The following is a 15,531-nucleotide window of genomic DNA, read 5'->3' on the forward strand; positions in this document are numbered from 1 at the left end:
CTGCCGGAACGGCAGGAGTTCGAGCACCGTTAGGTGCGAATGAGGAGGCCGGAGGCCGGGCGGGGTGGGGGGCACAGGTATAGCCTTACAGGGTAGAGACAGGGGAGGGGGGATGCTCCCCCCTCCCCCAATGGCGATACCAAGTGGAAAGCCGAGTATAGATCTGCTATAGACCAAATACCGATTTCATCGGTCGGACTTAGAATTTAAACCTCTATAGATACGAAGAGATGTCCTTTTGAGCCGGGGAAAATGCAACTTCACCACCTTACAGACCATAGGCCCAACCTATTTGCCCCCGCCAGACAGATGATATACCGTGATCGGCAGCCTCGACCCCGACCAGAACGACCTCGAACAGCGGATCCTCGAAGAGACCCGGGCGCACGGGCCCACCCCGGAGGCCATCGACCTCTTCCGCGACCTCATCCTCTCGTACTTCCGGGCCCACGGCCGCGACCTCCCCTGGCGGCACACCACCGATCCCTACCGGATCCTGGTCTCCGAGATCATGCTCCAGCAGACGCAGGTCGAGCGGGTCGCCGTGAAGTACCCCGAGTTCCTCGAGCAGTTCCCGGACTTCGAGGGCCTTGCCCGTGCCCGGAGAAGCGAGGTGCTCCGCGCCTGGCAGGGCATGGGCTACAACCGCCGGGCAATCGCGCTCCAGGAGACCGCACGGCGCGTGACGGAGGAGTACGGCGGCGAACTCCCCGCCGACGTCGAGACGCTCGCGACCTTCCCGGGGATCGGGAAGGCGACCGCGGCGGCGATCTGCGCATATGCGTTCAACATGCCGGTCGTCTATATCGAGACGAACATCCGGCGGATCTTCATCCACTTCTTCTTCCAGGACCGGGAAGGCGTCCGGGACGACGAGATCCTCCCGCTCGTGGAGAGGACGCTTTACCGCGAGAACCCGCGGGAGTGGTATAGTGCGCTGATGGATTACGGCACGGTCTTGAAGAAGCGGACGGCGAACCCGAACCGGAGGAGCGCGTCCTACTCCCGGCAGAGCCGGTTCGAGGGATCCGACCGGCAGATCAGGGGGCAAATCCTCGCGCTCGTCCTCGCAGAAGGGACGGTCACGGAGAAGGAGGTGATCCTCCGGCTCTGCGAAGAGCCCGGGCGGGTGAAGAGGATCCTCGGCGACCTCGCACGGGAGGGATTCGTCGCCGAGAGCGAGGGCGTGTATACCTGCCGGTAAGGTTGAAGTCTGGCGGGCGTCACCCTTGATGGAATGAAGATCGGCTACCCGTGCATCAACCGGAGCATCGGCTGCTCCTCCGGCCGCACGTTCCGGCTCTCCTCCTACTCCGGCGAACGGCTGGAGGAGACCGTCCGGGAGAACCTCAGGTGTCTCGGAGAGATCCTCCGTTTCAACCGGAGAGCGTGCCTCCTCTTCTTCCGGATCGGCTCCGGCCTCGTGCCGTTCGCATCGCACCCGGTCTGCACCGCCGACTGGCAGGAGGCCTTCGCGGAGGGGTTTCGCGGTATCGGCCGGTTCATTCGCGAGCACGATATGCGAGTCTCCATGCACCCCGACCAGTTCGTCGTCATCAACGCAAAAGACCCCGATATCGTCGGACGGAGCGTCGCGGAACTCCGCTACCACGCCGCCCTTCTCGACGCGATGCACCTCGACGAGACCGCGAAGATCCAGATCCACGTCGGCGGGGTCTACGGCGACCCGGAATCCGCCATGGAACGGTTCTGCACGGAGTATTCCCGGCTCGACGGGAGCATCCTCCGCCGGTTGGTCGTCGAGAACGACGACTCGCAGTACACCCTGGCCGACTGCCTCCGCATCCACGAGGAGACCGGTATCCCGGTGCTCTTCGACGTCTTCCACCACACTGTCAACCCCTCCGGCGCCGGGGTGGCCGAAGCGGTCGAACTCTCCGGCGCGACCTGGCGGCCCCGCGACGGCGTCCCGATGGTCGATTACAGTACCCCGATGCCCGGCGGACGGAAGGGGCGGCACGCGGAGAGCCTTGATGCTGCCGACTTCGAGCGGTTCCTCGCCGGGACCGCACCGGCCGACATGGACATCATGCTCGAGATCAAGGATAAGGAGAAGAGCGCTCTTGCCGCCGTCGGGATCGCCCGCCGGGACGGGCGGTTCCGCCTGCCGCGAGAGCGGTAGCCCGGTCAGGGGGCGACGATCTCCAGCGTCGGCGGGACAAGCGCCGACGCTATCGCGTGGCAGATCCCGTTCGTGCAGAACGCATCTGCTTCAACGATAGGGACGCTGTTGACGGTGATCCCCCTATCGGACGACCGTATGACGAGATCCGTCCCGAGGGTCGACCGGACGGCGGCGATGCTCCGGAGATCCTCCGAGGTCAACTGCCCCGGCACGACGTGGTAACTCACGATGAGGAGGAGTTTATCCGCATCCTGCCGGATCTCGTCCATCCGATCCTTCGGAACCCTCGAAAACGCCTCGTCCGTCGGGACGAAGACCGTGAACGGCCCCCTCTCGCGGAGCATCGGTTCCATGCCGGCAATCCGGATCAGATCGAGAAACGTTCCAAGGCTCTCGGAATCCTCCAGGGTTTCGATGATACTCTTCATGCTGCTCTCTCCACGCGCACCACTAACCGTACCGGATTATTTATACGTTCCGGCTACCCGCGTGCGGCGACCGTTCTTGCGACGGGCGGCAGGAGCAGTGCGGAGACCGCGTGGCAGATCCCGTTGGTGCACCACGCATCGGACTCCACGACCATTGCGCCGTTGACCAGCACCCCCTCCGGCACAACCGCCACGGTCAGGTCATCACCCTGGAGCGACCGGAGCGTCCCTATGCCGAGGAGATCGATCATGGAGTGCACCCCGGGGACGATATGGTAGTTCAGGATAGCGCCGAGCCGGTCGGCGTTCCGGAGAATGGCCTCGAGTTCGGGCCGGGGGATCTCCCGGAAGACATCGTCGTCCGGGACAAAGAGCGTATACGGCCCTTCGCTCTCGAACCGCTCCTCCATACCGGCCGCCCGTACGAGGTCGAGAAAGACGTCGAACGAACCCGAGTCACGCAGGGTCGCGAGAATATTTTTCATGCAAACCAGTTCCCGGCGGGAGTTGGAGGGGCACGAGTATATATACCTACGGGCAATCTCGCACGGCTCGGAGAACCGGCCTCCTGCCGATCTGCGCCGCCGGAAAGGAGGAACCTATCTCTTCACCCGCGCCTCGACCACGCGCGGCAGGAGCACCCTGTCGATGACGTGGTAGATGCCGTTCGTGCACTCGACGTCGGGCTGGATGACGGTGGCATCGTTCAACCGTATCGCGCCGGGAGGGCCGGTGATGTCCAGATGGTCGCCCTGCAGCGTCCTGATCGCCTCCATCCGTGAGAGATCGTGTATGGTGAGTTTGCCCTGGATCACATGGTACAGGATCATACCGGAAAGCCGCTCCCGATCGGTCGTGATGGAGTCCAGCACCTCCCGGGAGAAGCCGGAATACGCCTCATTTGTTGGGAACAACGCAGTATACTCTCCCTCTTCCCGGAGCGTCTCCGCCATCCCTCCGGCCTGCAGCATCGCAACGGAGGTGCTCAGCCGGCCGTCTTCCCGGGCCGTCTCAAAGATACTCTTCATGGGTAGCCCCTGGATCATTTGGCTAGATATATAAAATTACGGGCATGATAATGCCGGCCCGGGGAGAGGGTGCCGGATGAGAGGAGCGCCGTATCCTGCCGCTATCTTCTGCCGGGAAGAAAAAAAGGGTTTCCGGCCGGACGATGCTCTCCGGCCCAGGTTCAAACGTTCGTCGACAGGTAGGCCTGTTCGGCCTGCGCAAGCGTCGCAAAGGGGACGCTGTCGAGGACATGGATGATGCCGTTCTCCGCCTCGAGGTCTCCCTCAAGCACGACGGCCTCGTCCACCTGCGTACCCCGATCGGTCTTCCTGACCATGATGTTGTTTCCTTCGACGGTCTGCACGACGTTCCTTTTGAGGAGCGCCTCAAGCGTGCACTTGTGATTGCCGATCGTGAAGAAGTCGATCAGGTGCGAGAGCATCTGCTTGTCGTTTAAGATCATCGACCGGTTCGGCTCGGGGATCGCGTCCCATGCCGAGTCGACCGGGGCAAAGAACGTCATCGGCCCTTCGCCCTGCAGCGTCTTATCCTCGCCGAGGGTCCGGATAATCTCGGTCAGCCGGCCGAACCTGCCGTCGTTCTGCAATGTATCAAAGATCTTCGCCATAACCAGGTACCTCCCTGTGGGGCGGTTCGTGGTATGTTCTCATATATAGGGATTATTATATGCCAAAAATTATGGAAAAGTGGCGAAGGGATACGCATCTCCCGGAAAGAACGAACAGGGCCCGACTCTCACTCGCGGGTCAGGTCGGCGATATACCGCTCGAGGAGTTCGAGCGCTTCCCGTTCCCGGGCGCCGCCGCACTTCCGGGCGAGGGCGCTGTGGTGCTCGATCAGCCGCCCGAGCCACGGGTCGCGGCTCTTAACGTAGCGGGTGGCATGAACCGTAGCCTCCACGATGCTCGCAAACCCGCGGTTCACCGGGTGCAGCCGGGGACCGAGCACCTCCTCTTTCAAGGGGCTGAGCCGCACGACGATCGACTCGTCGCCCGACCGCTCCACGTCGGCGGCAAACGCGGCCCAGGCCTCCGCGTCGCGGAGGCGGCAGACGGCCGTCCCGTCGATATCTTCGGAGACGAATGCATCCATTGGAAGGTCGTCGAACGCAGTCCGGACGTAGATCACCGGATCGAAGACGAAGTTCGCCACCACCCATCGGTCCCGGACGATGTTTCTCGCAGTGTGGCTGCCGCGGAAGAGGACCATGTGCAGGGAGCCGTTCCGGTTGATGATCCCCATGGGAGCGGCGTTGTGGTCGGTGGTCGCGATCACCTCGCTGATCCCCTCGGTCAGCAGTCCCACTGCCATCCCTCCCCGAGCGCCACGTATATCCCGGCGATGGTGATGTCGGCGATCGAGCCCGGATTGACCCCGCCGGCGACGCACTCGGCATCGAAGGCGGCAAGGTCCCGCCTCCCGTCGAGCACCTCGGCCGCACACCGCACCGTCCTCTCCGCCACGGCCTCCCCGTGCTTCTTCGCGATGAAGGTGTCCGGCTCTGTGGCAAGGAGATCGAGGAACGCCGCGACGACCGACGCCCTGCCGCACCCGTGCGCGTGAAGCAGGTCGGCGCACCGGCGGGTCAGGGCGAACCCGTTCGTCCATTCCCGTGCGACCATGTCCCGGGGCGCCGAGTAGGCCATGACGTCGGCAAGCGTCATCCCCCGCTCCCGGATGGCGGCGACCGAGGCCGGATCGTTCACGTCCAGATCGTCGCTCTCCGCCATCCGGACGCTCGTGAGGCCGAACGCCGCGTAGAACTCGACCGCGTCCTCGACGCCGGTTGCGGCGACGACTCTCTGCGCCCCGTCGATATCTCCCCCGAGGACGAGGGGGATGAGGAGGATGAACGCTCCGAAATGGGTATTCCCCCCGGAATGCCCGTTCGTGCGCATGACCGCCTCCCGGATGAGGCTCCCGACCCGGCCGCCGGTCTTCTCGGCTTTATCGAAGACCGGGCGGGCGAGGATCGTCGAAGCGAGGAAGTGCTCGAGACGGGTATCCGAGTAGTCGTGGCACCGGTCCACGTTCCCGGGTTTCGGGTAGGCGGAGACCTCGAGCATCATCGCCATCTGCGCACGTTCAGCTCGATTCATCGGCGGATTCTTCTTCATCGAATATCCTGTGCATGATCTTCTCGGCGAGGTGGTGCTTGCACCGCATGTACTCCCGCGCAGAGAGGCCTTTCTTCTCAAGCGTCATGTTGCGGAACATGCAGGGAGAACTGATCTTGCAGCACCAGGCGAGGCTCCCGAAACAGGTGCTCTTCCCGTCTTCGATCGGGGTCTCCTTCACCGCCTCCTGCTTGAACTTCAGGTAGTCGTCGCGGGAGAGCCCGATCCTCTCGAGGGCCGGGAGGAGCGGACAGGCCTTCACCGGCATGCAGCAGAAGGCAAGCGCCCTGATATCGCCGCCGCGGCAGAGCTGTTTCGGGGCGTTGTACCAGCCGCCCTCCTCGGCCGACCGGGCGATGGCGGCATCGAGGCCGGCAAGCGTCCAGGGGTCGGACTTCCGGGCGAGCGAGACGAGGTCGGCCCCGTGGGAGAAGGCGTCCATCGCTTTATCGAAGGTGGTGATGGAGTTGTTCGCGATCAGCGTCAGGGGAGAGGCGTTGCGGATCTGGCGGACTTTGTTGTGCCCGAAGTCCATCAGGTCGACGTGAAGGATATCCGCTCCCGCCTTCCAGACGGTCCGGGCGAGAGCTGCGTCGTCCGCAGCAATACCGGCCCGGATCTTCACCGAGACGGTCACGTCTTCGGCTTTCAGCGCCCGGACGATCTCGACGAGCTTCGCCGGGTGCCGGAGGAGATACTCGCCGCAACCGATCTTTAGCATCGCCGGCTGCCTGCAGTGGGCGTCGATCTCGTAGACCACTGCGTCCTCGAACGCCCGGGCGACCCCGGCGAAGGAAGCGGGCGTGCTCCCGCGGAGGTTGAGGCCCGTAACGACGTCGCTCTGTTTCAGGGCGTCGATCTCACGGCCCAGCGCTTCGAGAGGGTCGTCGTACAAGAACTCTTTGCGCCCCTCCCCGGCCATCCGCCGGCTTGCCTCGAGGGTAGGGGCGTCGATGGAGTAGCCACCGATGAACGCCGCCCCGACGTGATCGGCCCGCTCAAGAACGTATGCCGCATCCACGATCCCGGCCATGGATGCTATCGCCACCGGTGTTTTCACGATCCGATCGTTTATGAGAAGTTCAAAACGATCATATGCTTCCATCATACTTCTCCATCAGTTGGCGGTGAGAGAGGATATTGATTTGTATCGAGTCCCGGCAGGTCGTACTCCTCACCGGATCGGTCGAGCGCACAACAGAGCCGGAAATCGTCCAGCGAGATACCCGGGACGTTCCCGTAGTAGCCGAGCACCGTGTCCCAGGGCATGAGGTACGCCTCCTTCGCCCTCCCCGCACCGAACCGGAACTCCACGGCAAGGAACCCCCGGCGGCCGGTCTTTCTGATGAACTCGGAGATTGCATCGATCTGGTGGACGTTGTTCTTGTCGAAGTGAAAGTGCTGGGAGAAGTAGATCTTCTTGCCCGATATCGACTTGCACTCGATGGCCAGGTAGTAGCGGGGGTCGAGGGAGTCCACGAGGACGTCGACGTACTGGGTATTGAATTTGCTCTGCTTGAGCCGGTAGGCGAACCCGTGGATCTGCCGATGCGTGAAGAATCGGTTGATGCAGTGGGTGATCTCCCGTTCGAAGTTTGCCATCAGATAGATCTTGAACCCGGGCCTTAAAAACAATCGGTAATTATTTTAACATCGTATCGTATTACCTTGTAATATATGACTATGAAAGGCATGTTACTGGTCGGACACGGGAGCAAGCTCCCCTACAATAAGGAACTCATCGAGACCACCGCAAAACTCATCGCCGAGAAGACGAACGATTACATCGTCAAACCCGGATTCATGAGCCTCAACACCCCGACGGTGGAGGAGCAACTCGAGGCGTTCCGGAGCGAAAAGATCGAGATGCTGGTCGTCGTCCCGCTGTTTCTTGCAAAGGGCGTCCACATCAACCAGGACATCCCCGAGATCCTCGGCCTCCCGAAAGGAGAGCGGCGCGGCACGTTCCAGCTGAACGGGAAGGCGGTGCCGCTCGTCTACGCGAACCCGATCGGCAGCGACCCGCTCCTTGCCGAACTGATGCTGAAGAATGCGTCCGACGCGATCGCCGAACTGAAATCCTGAACGATATGCGAATCCTGGTGCTGGATACCATCCACGGCGGGGCGGAACTCGCCGGAGCACTCCGTGGTGCCGGCCACCAGGTGGACGAGGTGGACGTCTACCGGGGGCAGGCCGGCATCCCCATCGAGGAGGCGCTCGGCCGGACCTACGATCTCGTCACCGCACCGGTCCACCTCGATCCCGATCACCCGCTTCTGCGACGCCACGGCCCCGCAGTCTCGCATCACGAGATGGTGAAGCGGGTTCTCGACGGCGGCCGGCTCCCGCACCCCTTCATCGAGATCACCGGGGCGCGGGGGAAGACCACGACCGCCCACGCCCTCGCGGCGCTCCTGCCGGGGCCCGGCGTCCTGCACACCTCGACCGGGACCTACCGCTACCCGGAGCGGGAGCTGCTCTGGAAGAAGAGCATCACGCCCGCTTCCCTGATCCCGGCGGTGCGCGAGGCGGAACGGATCGGCGGCTGGCTGGTCGCCGAGGAGTCGCTCGGGGTCGCCGCCGCCGGGGACGTGGCGGTGCTGACCTCGGCCGAGGACTACCCGGTCGCGGCGGGGAAGAAGAGCGCGATCGCGGAGAAGTGCCGGCTGCTCTCCCGGGCGCGTACGGTCGTGCTCCCGCCGGGAATCGATCTGCCGGGGACGGTCGCGGCCGACAGCATGGTATCCTTCGAGGGGCGGACCTGCCGCTATGCCGGGAACGGGATTGCCGGGTCGTTTGAGAACCCGCTCTCTACCCTTCCGGGCTACCGGACGCCGCTCGCGCTCGCGGCCGCGACCGCCTGCGTGCTCGGGGTCGACCCCGCCCCTCTCGGGCGGTTCGCCGCCCTGCCCGGCCGGATGGCGGCCCGGCGGGAGGGGGAGATCCTGATCGTCGACAACGCAAACAGCGGGACGAACATGATGACCACCATTGAAGCCGCCCGCTACGCGAGGGAACTCTCCGGCGGCGCACCGCTGACCCTCGTCATCGGCGAGGAGGCACGGGCGATCTGCGAGGGGTTCTCCAGGAACGAGATCCTGCGGACGGTGTCGACCGTCGCTCCTGCGGAGACGGTCTACGTCGGGGAGGGGCACCCGGCGGCGACGCTTGAGGAGGGGCTCGACGCCGCCCGAACGCTCACCCCGGCGGGCGCGATCGTCCTCGCGGTAAAGACGTGGAGATAAGTATGGACTACATTCAACCAAGACCGAGTTCTATCGTCGCGGCGCTGTATACCGCCCGCGACCTGGGGGTGGACGTGGCGATCCTCCACGGCCCGTCGGGCTGCTCGTTCAAGCACGCCCGTCTCCTCGAAGAGGACGGCATGCGGGTGCTGACGACGTCGCTTGCCGACAACGAGTTCATCTTCGGCGGGCACGATCCGCTGGTGCGGGTGCTCCGCTACGCACAGGAGACGTTTTCGCCCCGCCGGATGGCGGTCGTCGGGACGTGTGTCTCGATGATCATCGGGGAAGACCTCCAGTCCGCAATCCACGACGCGGGGGTCGAGACCCCGGCGATCGCCGTGGATATCCACGCGGGGTTCCGGGAGAACATCGACGGGGTGCTTGCGACGCTCGAGCCCGCGGCCGATGCCGGCTGGATCAGCGCCGACGAACTTGAACGGCAGCGCTACCTTTTAGCGAAGGCAAACGAGGTCGAGCGGCTGCGGGGAGCGGCCTCCCGGGCCTATATCGAGCCCGAACGCGGCGACCTCAAGCACGTCGCGGCGAAACGTCTCGTCGAACTCGCCGACTCCGGCGCTACGGGGGTCGCCATCATGAACGCGAAGAAAGAGACCGCTTACATGTTCGCCGACGAACTCATCGCGCTCCACGACGCCTGCCCGGACGCCGCGGTCACCTACGTCGCGAACCTCGAAGACCGCGGTCTCCCGAAGGTCAGGGAGGACGCCGGGCGGATCCTCGCCGGCATGCGGGAGCGCGGGGTCGACCCCGAACTCCTCGGGGCGCTCGACGAGTACGGGGCGAACGGGACCGCGATCGGGGAGCGGCTCCGGGAGATCAACCCCGACTTCGCCCTCATCGTCGGGGTTCCGCACGCCGTCCCGCCGGAGTACACGGAAGGCATCGAGGTCTTCTCGATCACGAACGGCCCCCGGCAGGTGGCGCCGCTCCGTGAGATGGGGCACCGGCACGTCATGGTCGAGATCGACCTGCACCCGAAGACCCTCGGCGTCCGGGATATCGTCGCAAGCGAGTTCGGGGAAGTCCTCCGGAGCATGCGATGAAGTCCTTCCTCGTCGCCGGCGACCGCTCCGGGAGCGGGAAGACGAGCATCACTCTCGCGCTCTCGGCCCTCCTCTCGACCGACCGGGCCGTCCAGACCTTCAAGGTGGGGATGGACTACATCGACCCCTCCTACCTTGCCGGGGTGACGGGCCGGCCCTGCCGGAACCTGGACGGCTACGTGATGAGCCCGGACGAGGTCCGGGCGGTCTATGCCCACGGGTGCCGGGGAGCGGATGTCGCCGTCGTCGAGGGGGTGCGGGGGCTCTTCGAGGGCGCAGAGGCGCTCACCGACCTCGGGAGCACGGCCGCGATCGCGAAGCAACTCGATCTTCCCGTGGTTCTGGTCGTCAACGCCCGGAGCATCACCCGGAGCGCGGCGGCGATCGTGAAGGGCTTCCAGGCCTTCGACCCGGACGTCGATATCCGGGGGGTGATCCTGAACAACGTCACCGGAACCCGCCACCGGGAGAAGGCCGTCCGTGCGATCGAGCACTACTGCGGCATCCCGGTCGTGGGGGTCATCCCCCGCACGGAGGAGATGGAACTTGCCATGCGCCACCTCGGCCTCGTCCCCTACCGGGAAGGGCAGGAGCACGGGGAGTTCCTCACCCGGATCGAGACGGTGAAGCGGATGATCGCCGATCACGTCGACCTGGACGGACTGCTCGCGCTCGCACGGGAGGGCGAGCCGCCGGCGGAGGAGAGTTCCGTCTACGCGGCTGTCGAGCCGGACGTCCGGATCGGCGTTGCGCTCGATGAGGCGTTCAACTTCTACTATGCCGATCTCTTCGATATCCTCTCGTCGTGCGGGGCGGAGGCGGTTCCGTTCTCCCCGGTCCACGATCGCCTGCCGGAGGCCGACGGCTACATCCTCGGCGGCGGCTACCCGGAACTCTTCGGCGCGGAACTCGAGGCGAACACCGCGATGCGGGAGGGGCTCCGGGAGGTCTCGCGGAACGGGACGCCCATCTACGCGGAGTGCGGGGGGCTGATCTACCTCACCGACCGGATGGTCCTCGCGCCGGGGTTTGCGGGGTCGGGAGAGGAGGAGACCTACGAACTCGCCGGGGTCTTTAAGGGCACAACGAGGATGCCAGCCCGCCGGATGCTCGGCTACGTCGTCGGGACGAGCGCGGCGGGAAGCCCCGTGGGCGAGGCGGCGTTCCGCGGCCACGAGTTCCACTACAGCAGCGTCGACCTCGCGCCGGAGACGCGCTTCGCCTACCGGCTGAGCCGGGGGAGCGGGATCCGGGACGGGCTCGACGGTGCGATCCGGGACCGGACGATCGGGAGTTACACGCACCTCCACCCGGTGACGAGCAGGGGTATGCTCGCGCACTTTGTGGACTGTTGCCGGGGCTGACGGGGGCGCGACACTTTTTTTTGGAACTTGCGTGAGGCCGGTTCGTTGCTCATCCCCGTTATCGCACGACGCCGTGAAGGGGAATCAGCACCCTGCGACACTCTTCCACCGTGAGAGCCGATCCCGCCGACCGCCTTAGAAGCCATGCCCGGGCCATGCACCGCGGTCGCCATCGTGCCGCCGGCAGCACGAAGCGCAAAACATACAAGCGAATCGATACCACACTACTCCCATGATAATTTACCTTGACGGCAAATACGTTCCCGAAGAGGAGGCGAAGGTCTCGGTCTTCGACCACGGGCTCCTCTACGGCGACGGCGTTTTCGAGGGGATACGGGCCTACAACGGCAGGGTCTTCCGTCTCGACGAGCATCTTGCACGGCTCTACGACTCGGCAAAGACGATCGACCTTGCCGTCCCGATCACGAAGGAGGAGATGGCGGAGGCGATCAAGGAGACGCTCCGGAAGAACAACCTGCGGGACGCCTACATCCGCCCGATCGTGACCCGGGGCAAGGGCGACCTCGGTCTCGACCCCCGGAAGTGTAAGGTGCCGACCGTCATCGTCATCGCCGTCACCTGGGGCGCGATGTACGGCGACCTCTACGAGAAGGGTCTCCGGGCGCTCTGCGTCTCGGTCCGCCGCACCCCGCCGGAGTCGATGCCGCCAAACGTCAAGAGTCTGAACTACTTGAACAACATCCTCGCCAAGATCGAGGCGAACTACCACGGCATGGACGAGGCGATCTTCTTCGACACCCAGGGCCACGTCGCCGAGGGCTCGGGGGACAACATCTTCGTCGTCAAGAACGGGGAACTCATCACCCCGCCGACGTTGAACAACCTGCGCGGCGTCACCCGCCTGGTCACGCTGGAGATCGCGGCCTCGATGGGGCTCACGGTCGTCGAGCGGAACCTGGGCTACTTCGACCTCTATGCGGCCGACGAGGTCTTCGTCACGGGGACCGCGGCGGAGATCGGCCCGATCCGCGAGATCGACGGCCGGGTCATCGGGAACGGCAAGCCCGGTCCCATCACCCGGCAGTTGATGGCGGCCTACAAGGCCGTCACCCAGAAGGAAGGCACCCCGATCTACGGGTGAGGGAGCCGGGCCGCCGGGCGGGTCGGCCGGGATCCTCCAGACATAACTTTTTTATCCGCACACGCCCAAGTTGTATAGCACTTCGGTGCATAGATTCGCTGCTATAGTGTAGGGGCCAATCATGTCGGCCTTTCACGCCGACGACTGGGGTTCGAATCCCCATAGCAGCATCTGTTTTTGGGTTGTAAGTTCAGTTCACCATCATCAGTCCAGTCTGGACGTTCTAACTGCTGCTCGCAGCATTTGACGACCAATATTCATCATATAAAGTCCAAATCTTGGAGAATCTTTTCATTCACTGAACACGAGTCCGACCTGCTTTCCAGATCTCTTCTTTTCTAATGCCAAAGGCTTCTTCAGGGTATCCATCCCCCGCTGACACCTATCAAAGTAGATATAACTCCCTTAAGAGGCAAATCTCTGCTTAGAAATGGCCCGACAAGACACCTTGTGCTAGCCGAGATCCCAAAAGTACTAATAAAGTGAGGCACATGAGCATCCATCCTGCTTGGCGGGTACGGGAGGGAGCTTCACACAGCATGCAGAATGAATTCGAAAGTCCATCCGGCAACCCGACCATGGAACGACTCGAGGCTCAGATCCAGTGGTACAGCAGAAAGAGCCAGCACAGTCAGAAATGGTACAAGAGACTGAAGATAATGGCAATCATAGCAGCAGCTGCCATCCCAGTTTTTGCCGCCATATCAGTCCCGGCCAGCCTCATTGGAGGTCTTGGAGCATTAATTGTCATTTTGGAGGGGATCCAAGGCATGAACCAGTACCAACACAACTGGATTACTTACCGCTCGACAGCAGAGGCCTTAAAACACGAGAAATACCTTTTTCTCGGAAACGCTGGCCCCTATCAAGACACCGCGAAACCTCTCCCCTTACTCGCGGATCGCGTCGAAGCCCTCATTTCTCGAGAACATGCCCAGTGGATCGCTCAGCTCGGGACCGAAGGGAGAGAGAAGAGGGGTGAAGAATAGCAGGGCTACCAAAGTCTGCGGTGGGACACCCATGCTATGTATCCGATTGATTGCTCCGTCAGTAAAGCAGATCTAACTGCGTTGAGTCTGGAAAGAATGCAGAGCCAAACTGCAGGTCCGTACTATTCAGCTAAATACTGATAAGATCGTCACAAAATCTCACAATCCATATCATGTCATCCCATTGTCACTATCCTTTAACTGGTTTGTAATGACATCGACGAGCTTTGTAATGTGATGCTCCAGAGGCGGGTTCACCGCATCCAGCCAGTGTCGCGGACCGATCAAGTATTCCATCTCTTTGGAAAGAGGGACTGCCTCCAGACGGAACGGGATTATGGTAAGGCCCTTTGACATCGCTCTGCTCACCTCTGTCAAAACATGTGGAGAACTGTTCGACGACTTTGAAAAAACCAGCACCATTATTTTGCTCGCATCAATAGCATCAATAATTGATGCCTGATAATTTTGTCCCACAGGAGGGTTGCGAGGAGCAATCCAGCAGCGGATTTTATTAGATTCCAGTGCGTCACAGATTGCGTAGGCAGTTCTCTTATCATTCTTTGAATAACTTATAAAGACATCATGTGGCACCGAATCCTTGGCCGGACCATAGATAATTTCTTTGACCTTCCGTTTTCTCAAAATATAAAAGACGGGAATTGCGCAGATTATAGCAGGAATAACAAGCAGCCAGATTGGAAGGCCCATAAGCGAGGGCAGGTAATCCTCGTGGACTTCTTTTGGTACTATAATGTAAGTTGAGTGCTCATCAACATCAGGGTCGATCTCAAGGGCTTTTGCATGATCTTCCCTTGCCAATGTGTGTTCACCAATACTTTCGTAGGCTACTGCCCGCTTGAAGTATGCATAGGCGTTTGTCGGATTCAACTCAATTGCTTTCGTAAGATCATGTACAGCAGCATCATACCGACCAAGAGCAATATATGTGGCCCCACGATTGCTATAGCCAAAAGAAGTCCTCTCGGGGGTTAAATCTGCCGCGGAGAGTTCTATTGTCTCGTTACATGCTTCGATCGACTCATTGTATCTTCCAAGGTGCTTACATGCAACTGAAAGAATGATATAGCCATTTGGTGAAAATGGAGTCAAATTGATCTCTTCTTCAGCGTAGTGTCTCGCATCCGCGTGGGCCCTTTTTTGAGAGGCGATACACCCCAATAAATTATATCCTCTAGAATTAGACTCATCCAGAGCAACAGCCGTCTTTGCATGTGCTTCTGCACTATTTAAATCGTTTCGAGCAAAATCAATAATCCCAAGGATAACGTAGGCATCTGCATAATCTGGATCAATTCGTAATGCTCTATTTGCCTCATTCGTTGCGGATCGGAACTTTCCTTGATTTAAGAAGAAAAATCCTTTCTGAGCGTAAGGGTAAGGATTGTTTGGATCCAGGTCTATTGCCCTGTCATAATCCTGCAACGCGAGATCAGTCTCATTAAGTCCCATGTATGCCCCAGCTCTCCATACATAGTAATCTGCAAAGTAGGGATCGAGTTCTATTGCACGGTTAAAGTCAGATGAAAATTGAACATATTGCCCCTTCGCTCCATAGCATACTCCTCGCATCGCATATGGGCGAGATAGACTATTATTGAGCTCAATGGCCTTTGTATAATCAGCGACTGCTTCATCGAACCGTGACATTTCAACGTAGGCATCGCCACGCTTAATATAGAGATTGGGATCATTTGGAGCTATTTCAATGGCTTCTGACAAGTTAGTAACGTTTTCCAGCATAATCAGTCGTGCATTCGAAGCCACAAGGCCCGCAGACATAGTACCCACGAAAGACATTAGGAGCAGAGCAACTGCCAAGGATGGAAAGAGTGTATTCCACCTTTTCATAACAAACAGGACCTGTTCCCGGAGTATGATATATGTTTCCAGAGGCAGCGCATGTAAAAAAATATGCATAAGGCACATTCAGGCACGCTCCCATTGTGGGCGTCTTCGGGTCAAGTCCCCTTGCGGACAGTCCCGCTTCTGTCACAGCCGGGTATTCTCTTTTGGTTAA

17 protein-coding genes and 1 tRNA gene are annotated in these 15,531 nt (G+C 61.2%); 9 read left to right on the forward strand and 9 right to left on the reverse strand.

Annotated elements, in window-relative coordinates; all coding sequences use genetic code 11:
- The first annotated feature begins 319 nt into the window (after nucleotides 1–319).
- A complete protein-coding gene (locus MchiMG62_RS09805) occupies nucleotides 320–1,204 on the forward strand; it encodes an HhH-GPD family protein (RefSeq protein WP_221056798.1) in 885 nt (294 codons plus the stop codon).
- 33 nt (nucleotides 1,205–1,237) lie between these two features.
- Nucleotides 1,238–2,143, forward strand: coding sequence for a UV DNA damage repair endonuclease UvsE (gene uvsE / locus MchiMG62_RS09810; protein ID WP_221056799.1), 906 nt, complete (start codon nucleotides 1,238–1,240; stop codon nucleotides 2,141–2,143).
- Between the two features lie 5 nt (nucleotides 2,144–2,148).
- Here the strand turns inward: uvsE and MchiMG62_RS09815 are convergent, their stop codons facing one another.
- From MchiMG62_RS09815 to MchiMG62_RS09850, 8 genes are all read right to left on the reverse strand, one after another.
- Nucleotides 2,149–2,574, reverse strand: a complete 426-nt coding sequence (locus MchiMG62_RS09815) for a fasciclin domain-containing protein (RefSeq protein WP_221056800.1) — start codon at nucleotides 2,572–2,574, stop codon at nucleotides 2,149–2,151.
- Between the two features lie 53 nt (nucleotides 2,575–2,627).
- Nucleotides 2,628–3,059, reverse strand: coding sequence for a fasciclin domain-containing protein (locus MchiMG62_RS09820; protein ID WP_221056801.1), 432 nt, complete (start codon nucleotides 3,057–3,059; stop codon nucleotides 2,628–2,630).
- Nucleotides 3,060–3,173: 114 nt separating this feature from the next.
- Complete coding sequence (locus tag MchiMG62_RS09825; RefSeq protein ID WP_221056802.1) at nucleotides 3,174–3,602, reverse strand: fasciclin domain-containing protein; 429 nt, start codon at nucleotides 3,600–3,602, stop codon at nucleotides 3,174–3,176.
- Between the two features lie 161 nt (nucleotides 3,603–3,763).
- A complete protein-coding gene (locus MchiMG62_RS09830) occupies nucleotides 3,764–4,210 on the reverse strand; it encodes a fasciclin domain-containing protein (protein WP_221056803.1) in 447 nt (148 codons plus the stop codon).
- A gap of 128 nt (nucleotides 4,211–4,338) precedes the next feature.
- The gene (locus MchiMG62_RS09835; protein ID WP_244987677.1) at nucleotides 4,339–4,914 is read right to left on the reverse strand and encodes a DUF447 domain-containing protein; all 576 of its coding nucleotides are present in this window, start codon (nucleotides 4,912–4,914) and stop codon (nucleotides 4,339–4,341) included.
- Nucleotides 4,896–5,720: a triphosphoribosyl-dephospho-CoA synthase gene (locus tag MchiMG62_RS09840; RefSeq protein ID WP_244987678.1), complete on the reverse strand. Its 825-nt coding sequence runs from the start codon at nucleotides 5,718–5,720 to the stop codon at nucleotides 4,896–4,898. Before MchiMG62_RS09840 ends, MchiMG62_RS09835 begins: the two co-directional genes overlap by 19 nt.
- Nucleotides 5,689–6,828, reverse strand: a complete 1,140-nt coding sequence (locus MchiMG62_RS09845) for a methanogenesis marker 9 domain-containing protein (RefSeq protein WP_221056804.1) — start codon at nucleotides 6,826–6,828, stop codon at nucleotides 5,689–5,691. The genes MchiMG62_RS09840 and MchiMG62_RS09845 overlap by 32 nt, the downstream gene beginning before the upstream one ends.
- Nucleotides 6,825–7,322 (reverse strand): PDDEXK family nuclease, encoded by a 498-nt coding sequence (locus tag MchiMG62_RS09850; RefSeq protein WP_221056805.1) that lies wholly within the window; start codon nucleotides 7,320–7,322, stop codon nucleotides 6,825–6,827. The genes MchiMG62_RS09845 and MchiMG62_RS09850 overlap by 4 nt, the downstream gene beginning before the upstream one ends.
- A gap of 75 nt (nucleotides 7,323–7,397) precedes the next feature.
- Between MchiMG62_RS09850 and cfbA the strand changes: the two genes are divergently transcribed.
- From cfbA to MchiMG62_RS09885, 7 genes are all read left to right on the forward strand, one after another.
- Nucleotides 7,398–7,805, forward strand: a complete 408-nt coding sequence (cfbA, locus tag MchiMG62_RS09855) for a sirohydrochlorin nickelochelatase (RefSeq protein WP_221056806.1) — start codon at nucleotides 7,398–7,400, stop codon at nucleotides 7,803–7,805.
- 5 nt (nucleotides 7,806–7,810) lie between these two features.
- On the forward strand, nucleotides 7,811–8,968 hold the full coding sequence (gene cfbE / locus MchiMG62_RS09860; protein WP_221056807.1) for a coenzyme F430 synthase: 1,158 nt from the start codon (nucleotides 7,811–7,813) through the stop codon (nucleotides 8,966–8,968).
- A 2-nt stretch (nucleotides 8,969–8,970) separates the two neighbouring features.
- Nucleotides 8,971–10,035, forward strand: coding sequence for a Ni-sirohydrochlorin a,c-diamide reductive cyclase catalytic subunit (cfbD, locus tag MchiMG62_RS09865; protein ID WP_221056808.1), 1,065 nt, complete (start codon nucleotides 8,971–8,973; stop codon nucleotides 10,033–10,035).
- Complete coding sequence (cfbB, locus tag MchiMG62_RS09870) at nucleotides 10,032–11,399, forward strand: Ni-sirohydrochlorin a,c-diamide synthase (protein ID WP_221056809.1); 1,368 nt, start codon at nucleotides 10,032–10,034, stop codon at nucleotides 11,397–11,399. The genes cfbD and cfbB overlap by 4 nt, the downstream gene beginning before the upstream one ends.
- A 232-nt stretch (nucleotides 11,400–11,631) precedes the next feature.
- Nucleotides 11,632–12,501, forward strand: a complete 870-nt coding sequence (ilvE, locus tag MchiMG62_RS09875; protein WP_221056810.1) for a branched-chain-amino-acid transaminase — start codon at nucleotides 11,632–11,634, stop codon at nucleotides 12,499–12,501.
- A gap of 97 nt (nucleotides 12,502–12,598) precedes the next feature.
- Nucleotides 12,599–12,671 (forward strand) — tRNA-Glu (locus MchiMG62_RS09880).
- 408 nt (nucleotides 12,672–13,079) lie between these two features.
- On the forward strand, nucleotides 13,080–13,490 hold the full coding sequence (locus MchiMG62_RS09885) for a DUF4231 domain-containing protein (protein ID WP_221056811.1): 411 nt from the start codon (nucleotides 13,080–13,082) through the stop codon (nucleotides 13,488–13,490).
- Nucleotides 13,491–13,661: 171 nt separating this feature from the next.
- Here MchiMG62_RS09885 and MchiMG62_RS09890 read toward each other — a convergent pair whose 3' ends face one another.
- Nucleotides 13,662–15,362 carry a tetratricopeptide repeat protein gene (locus tag MchiMG62_RS09890; RefSeq protein WP_221056812.1) on the reverse strand — a complete coding sequence of 567 codons (1,701 nt, stop codon included), beginning with the start codon at nucleotides 15,360–15,362 and terminating at the stop codon, nucleotides 13,662–13,664.
- Nucleotides 15,363–15,531 lie beyond the last annotated feature (169 nt).

Origin of the sequence: Methanoculleus chikugoensis, from assembly GCF_019669965.1 — an archaeon.
Lineage (GTDB): Archaea > Halobacteriota > Methanomicrobia > Methanomicrobiales > Methanoculleaceae > Methanoculleus > Methanoculleus chikugoensis.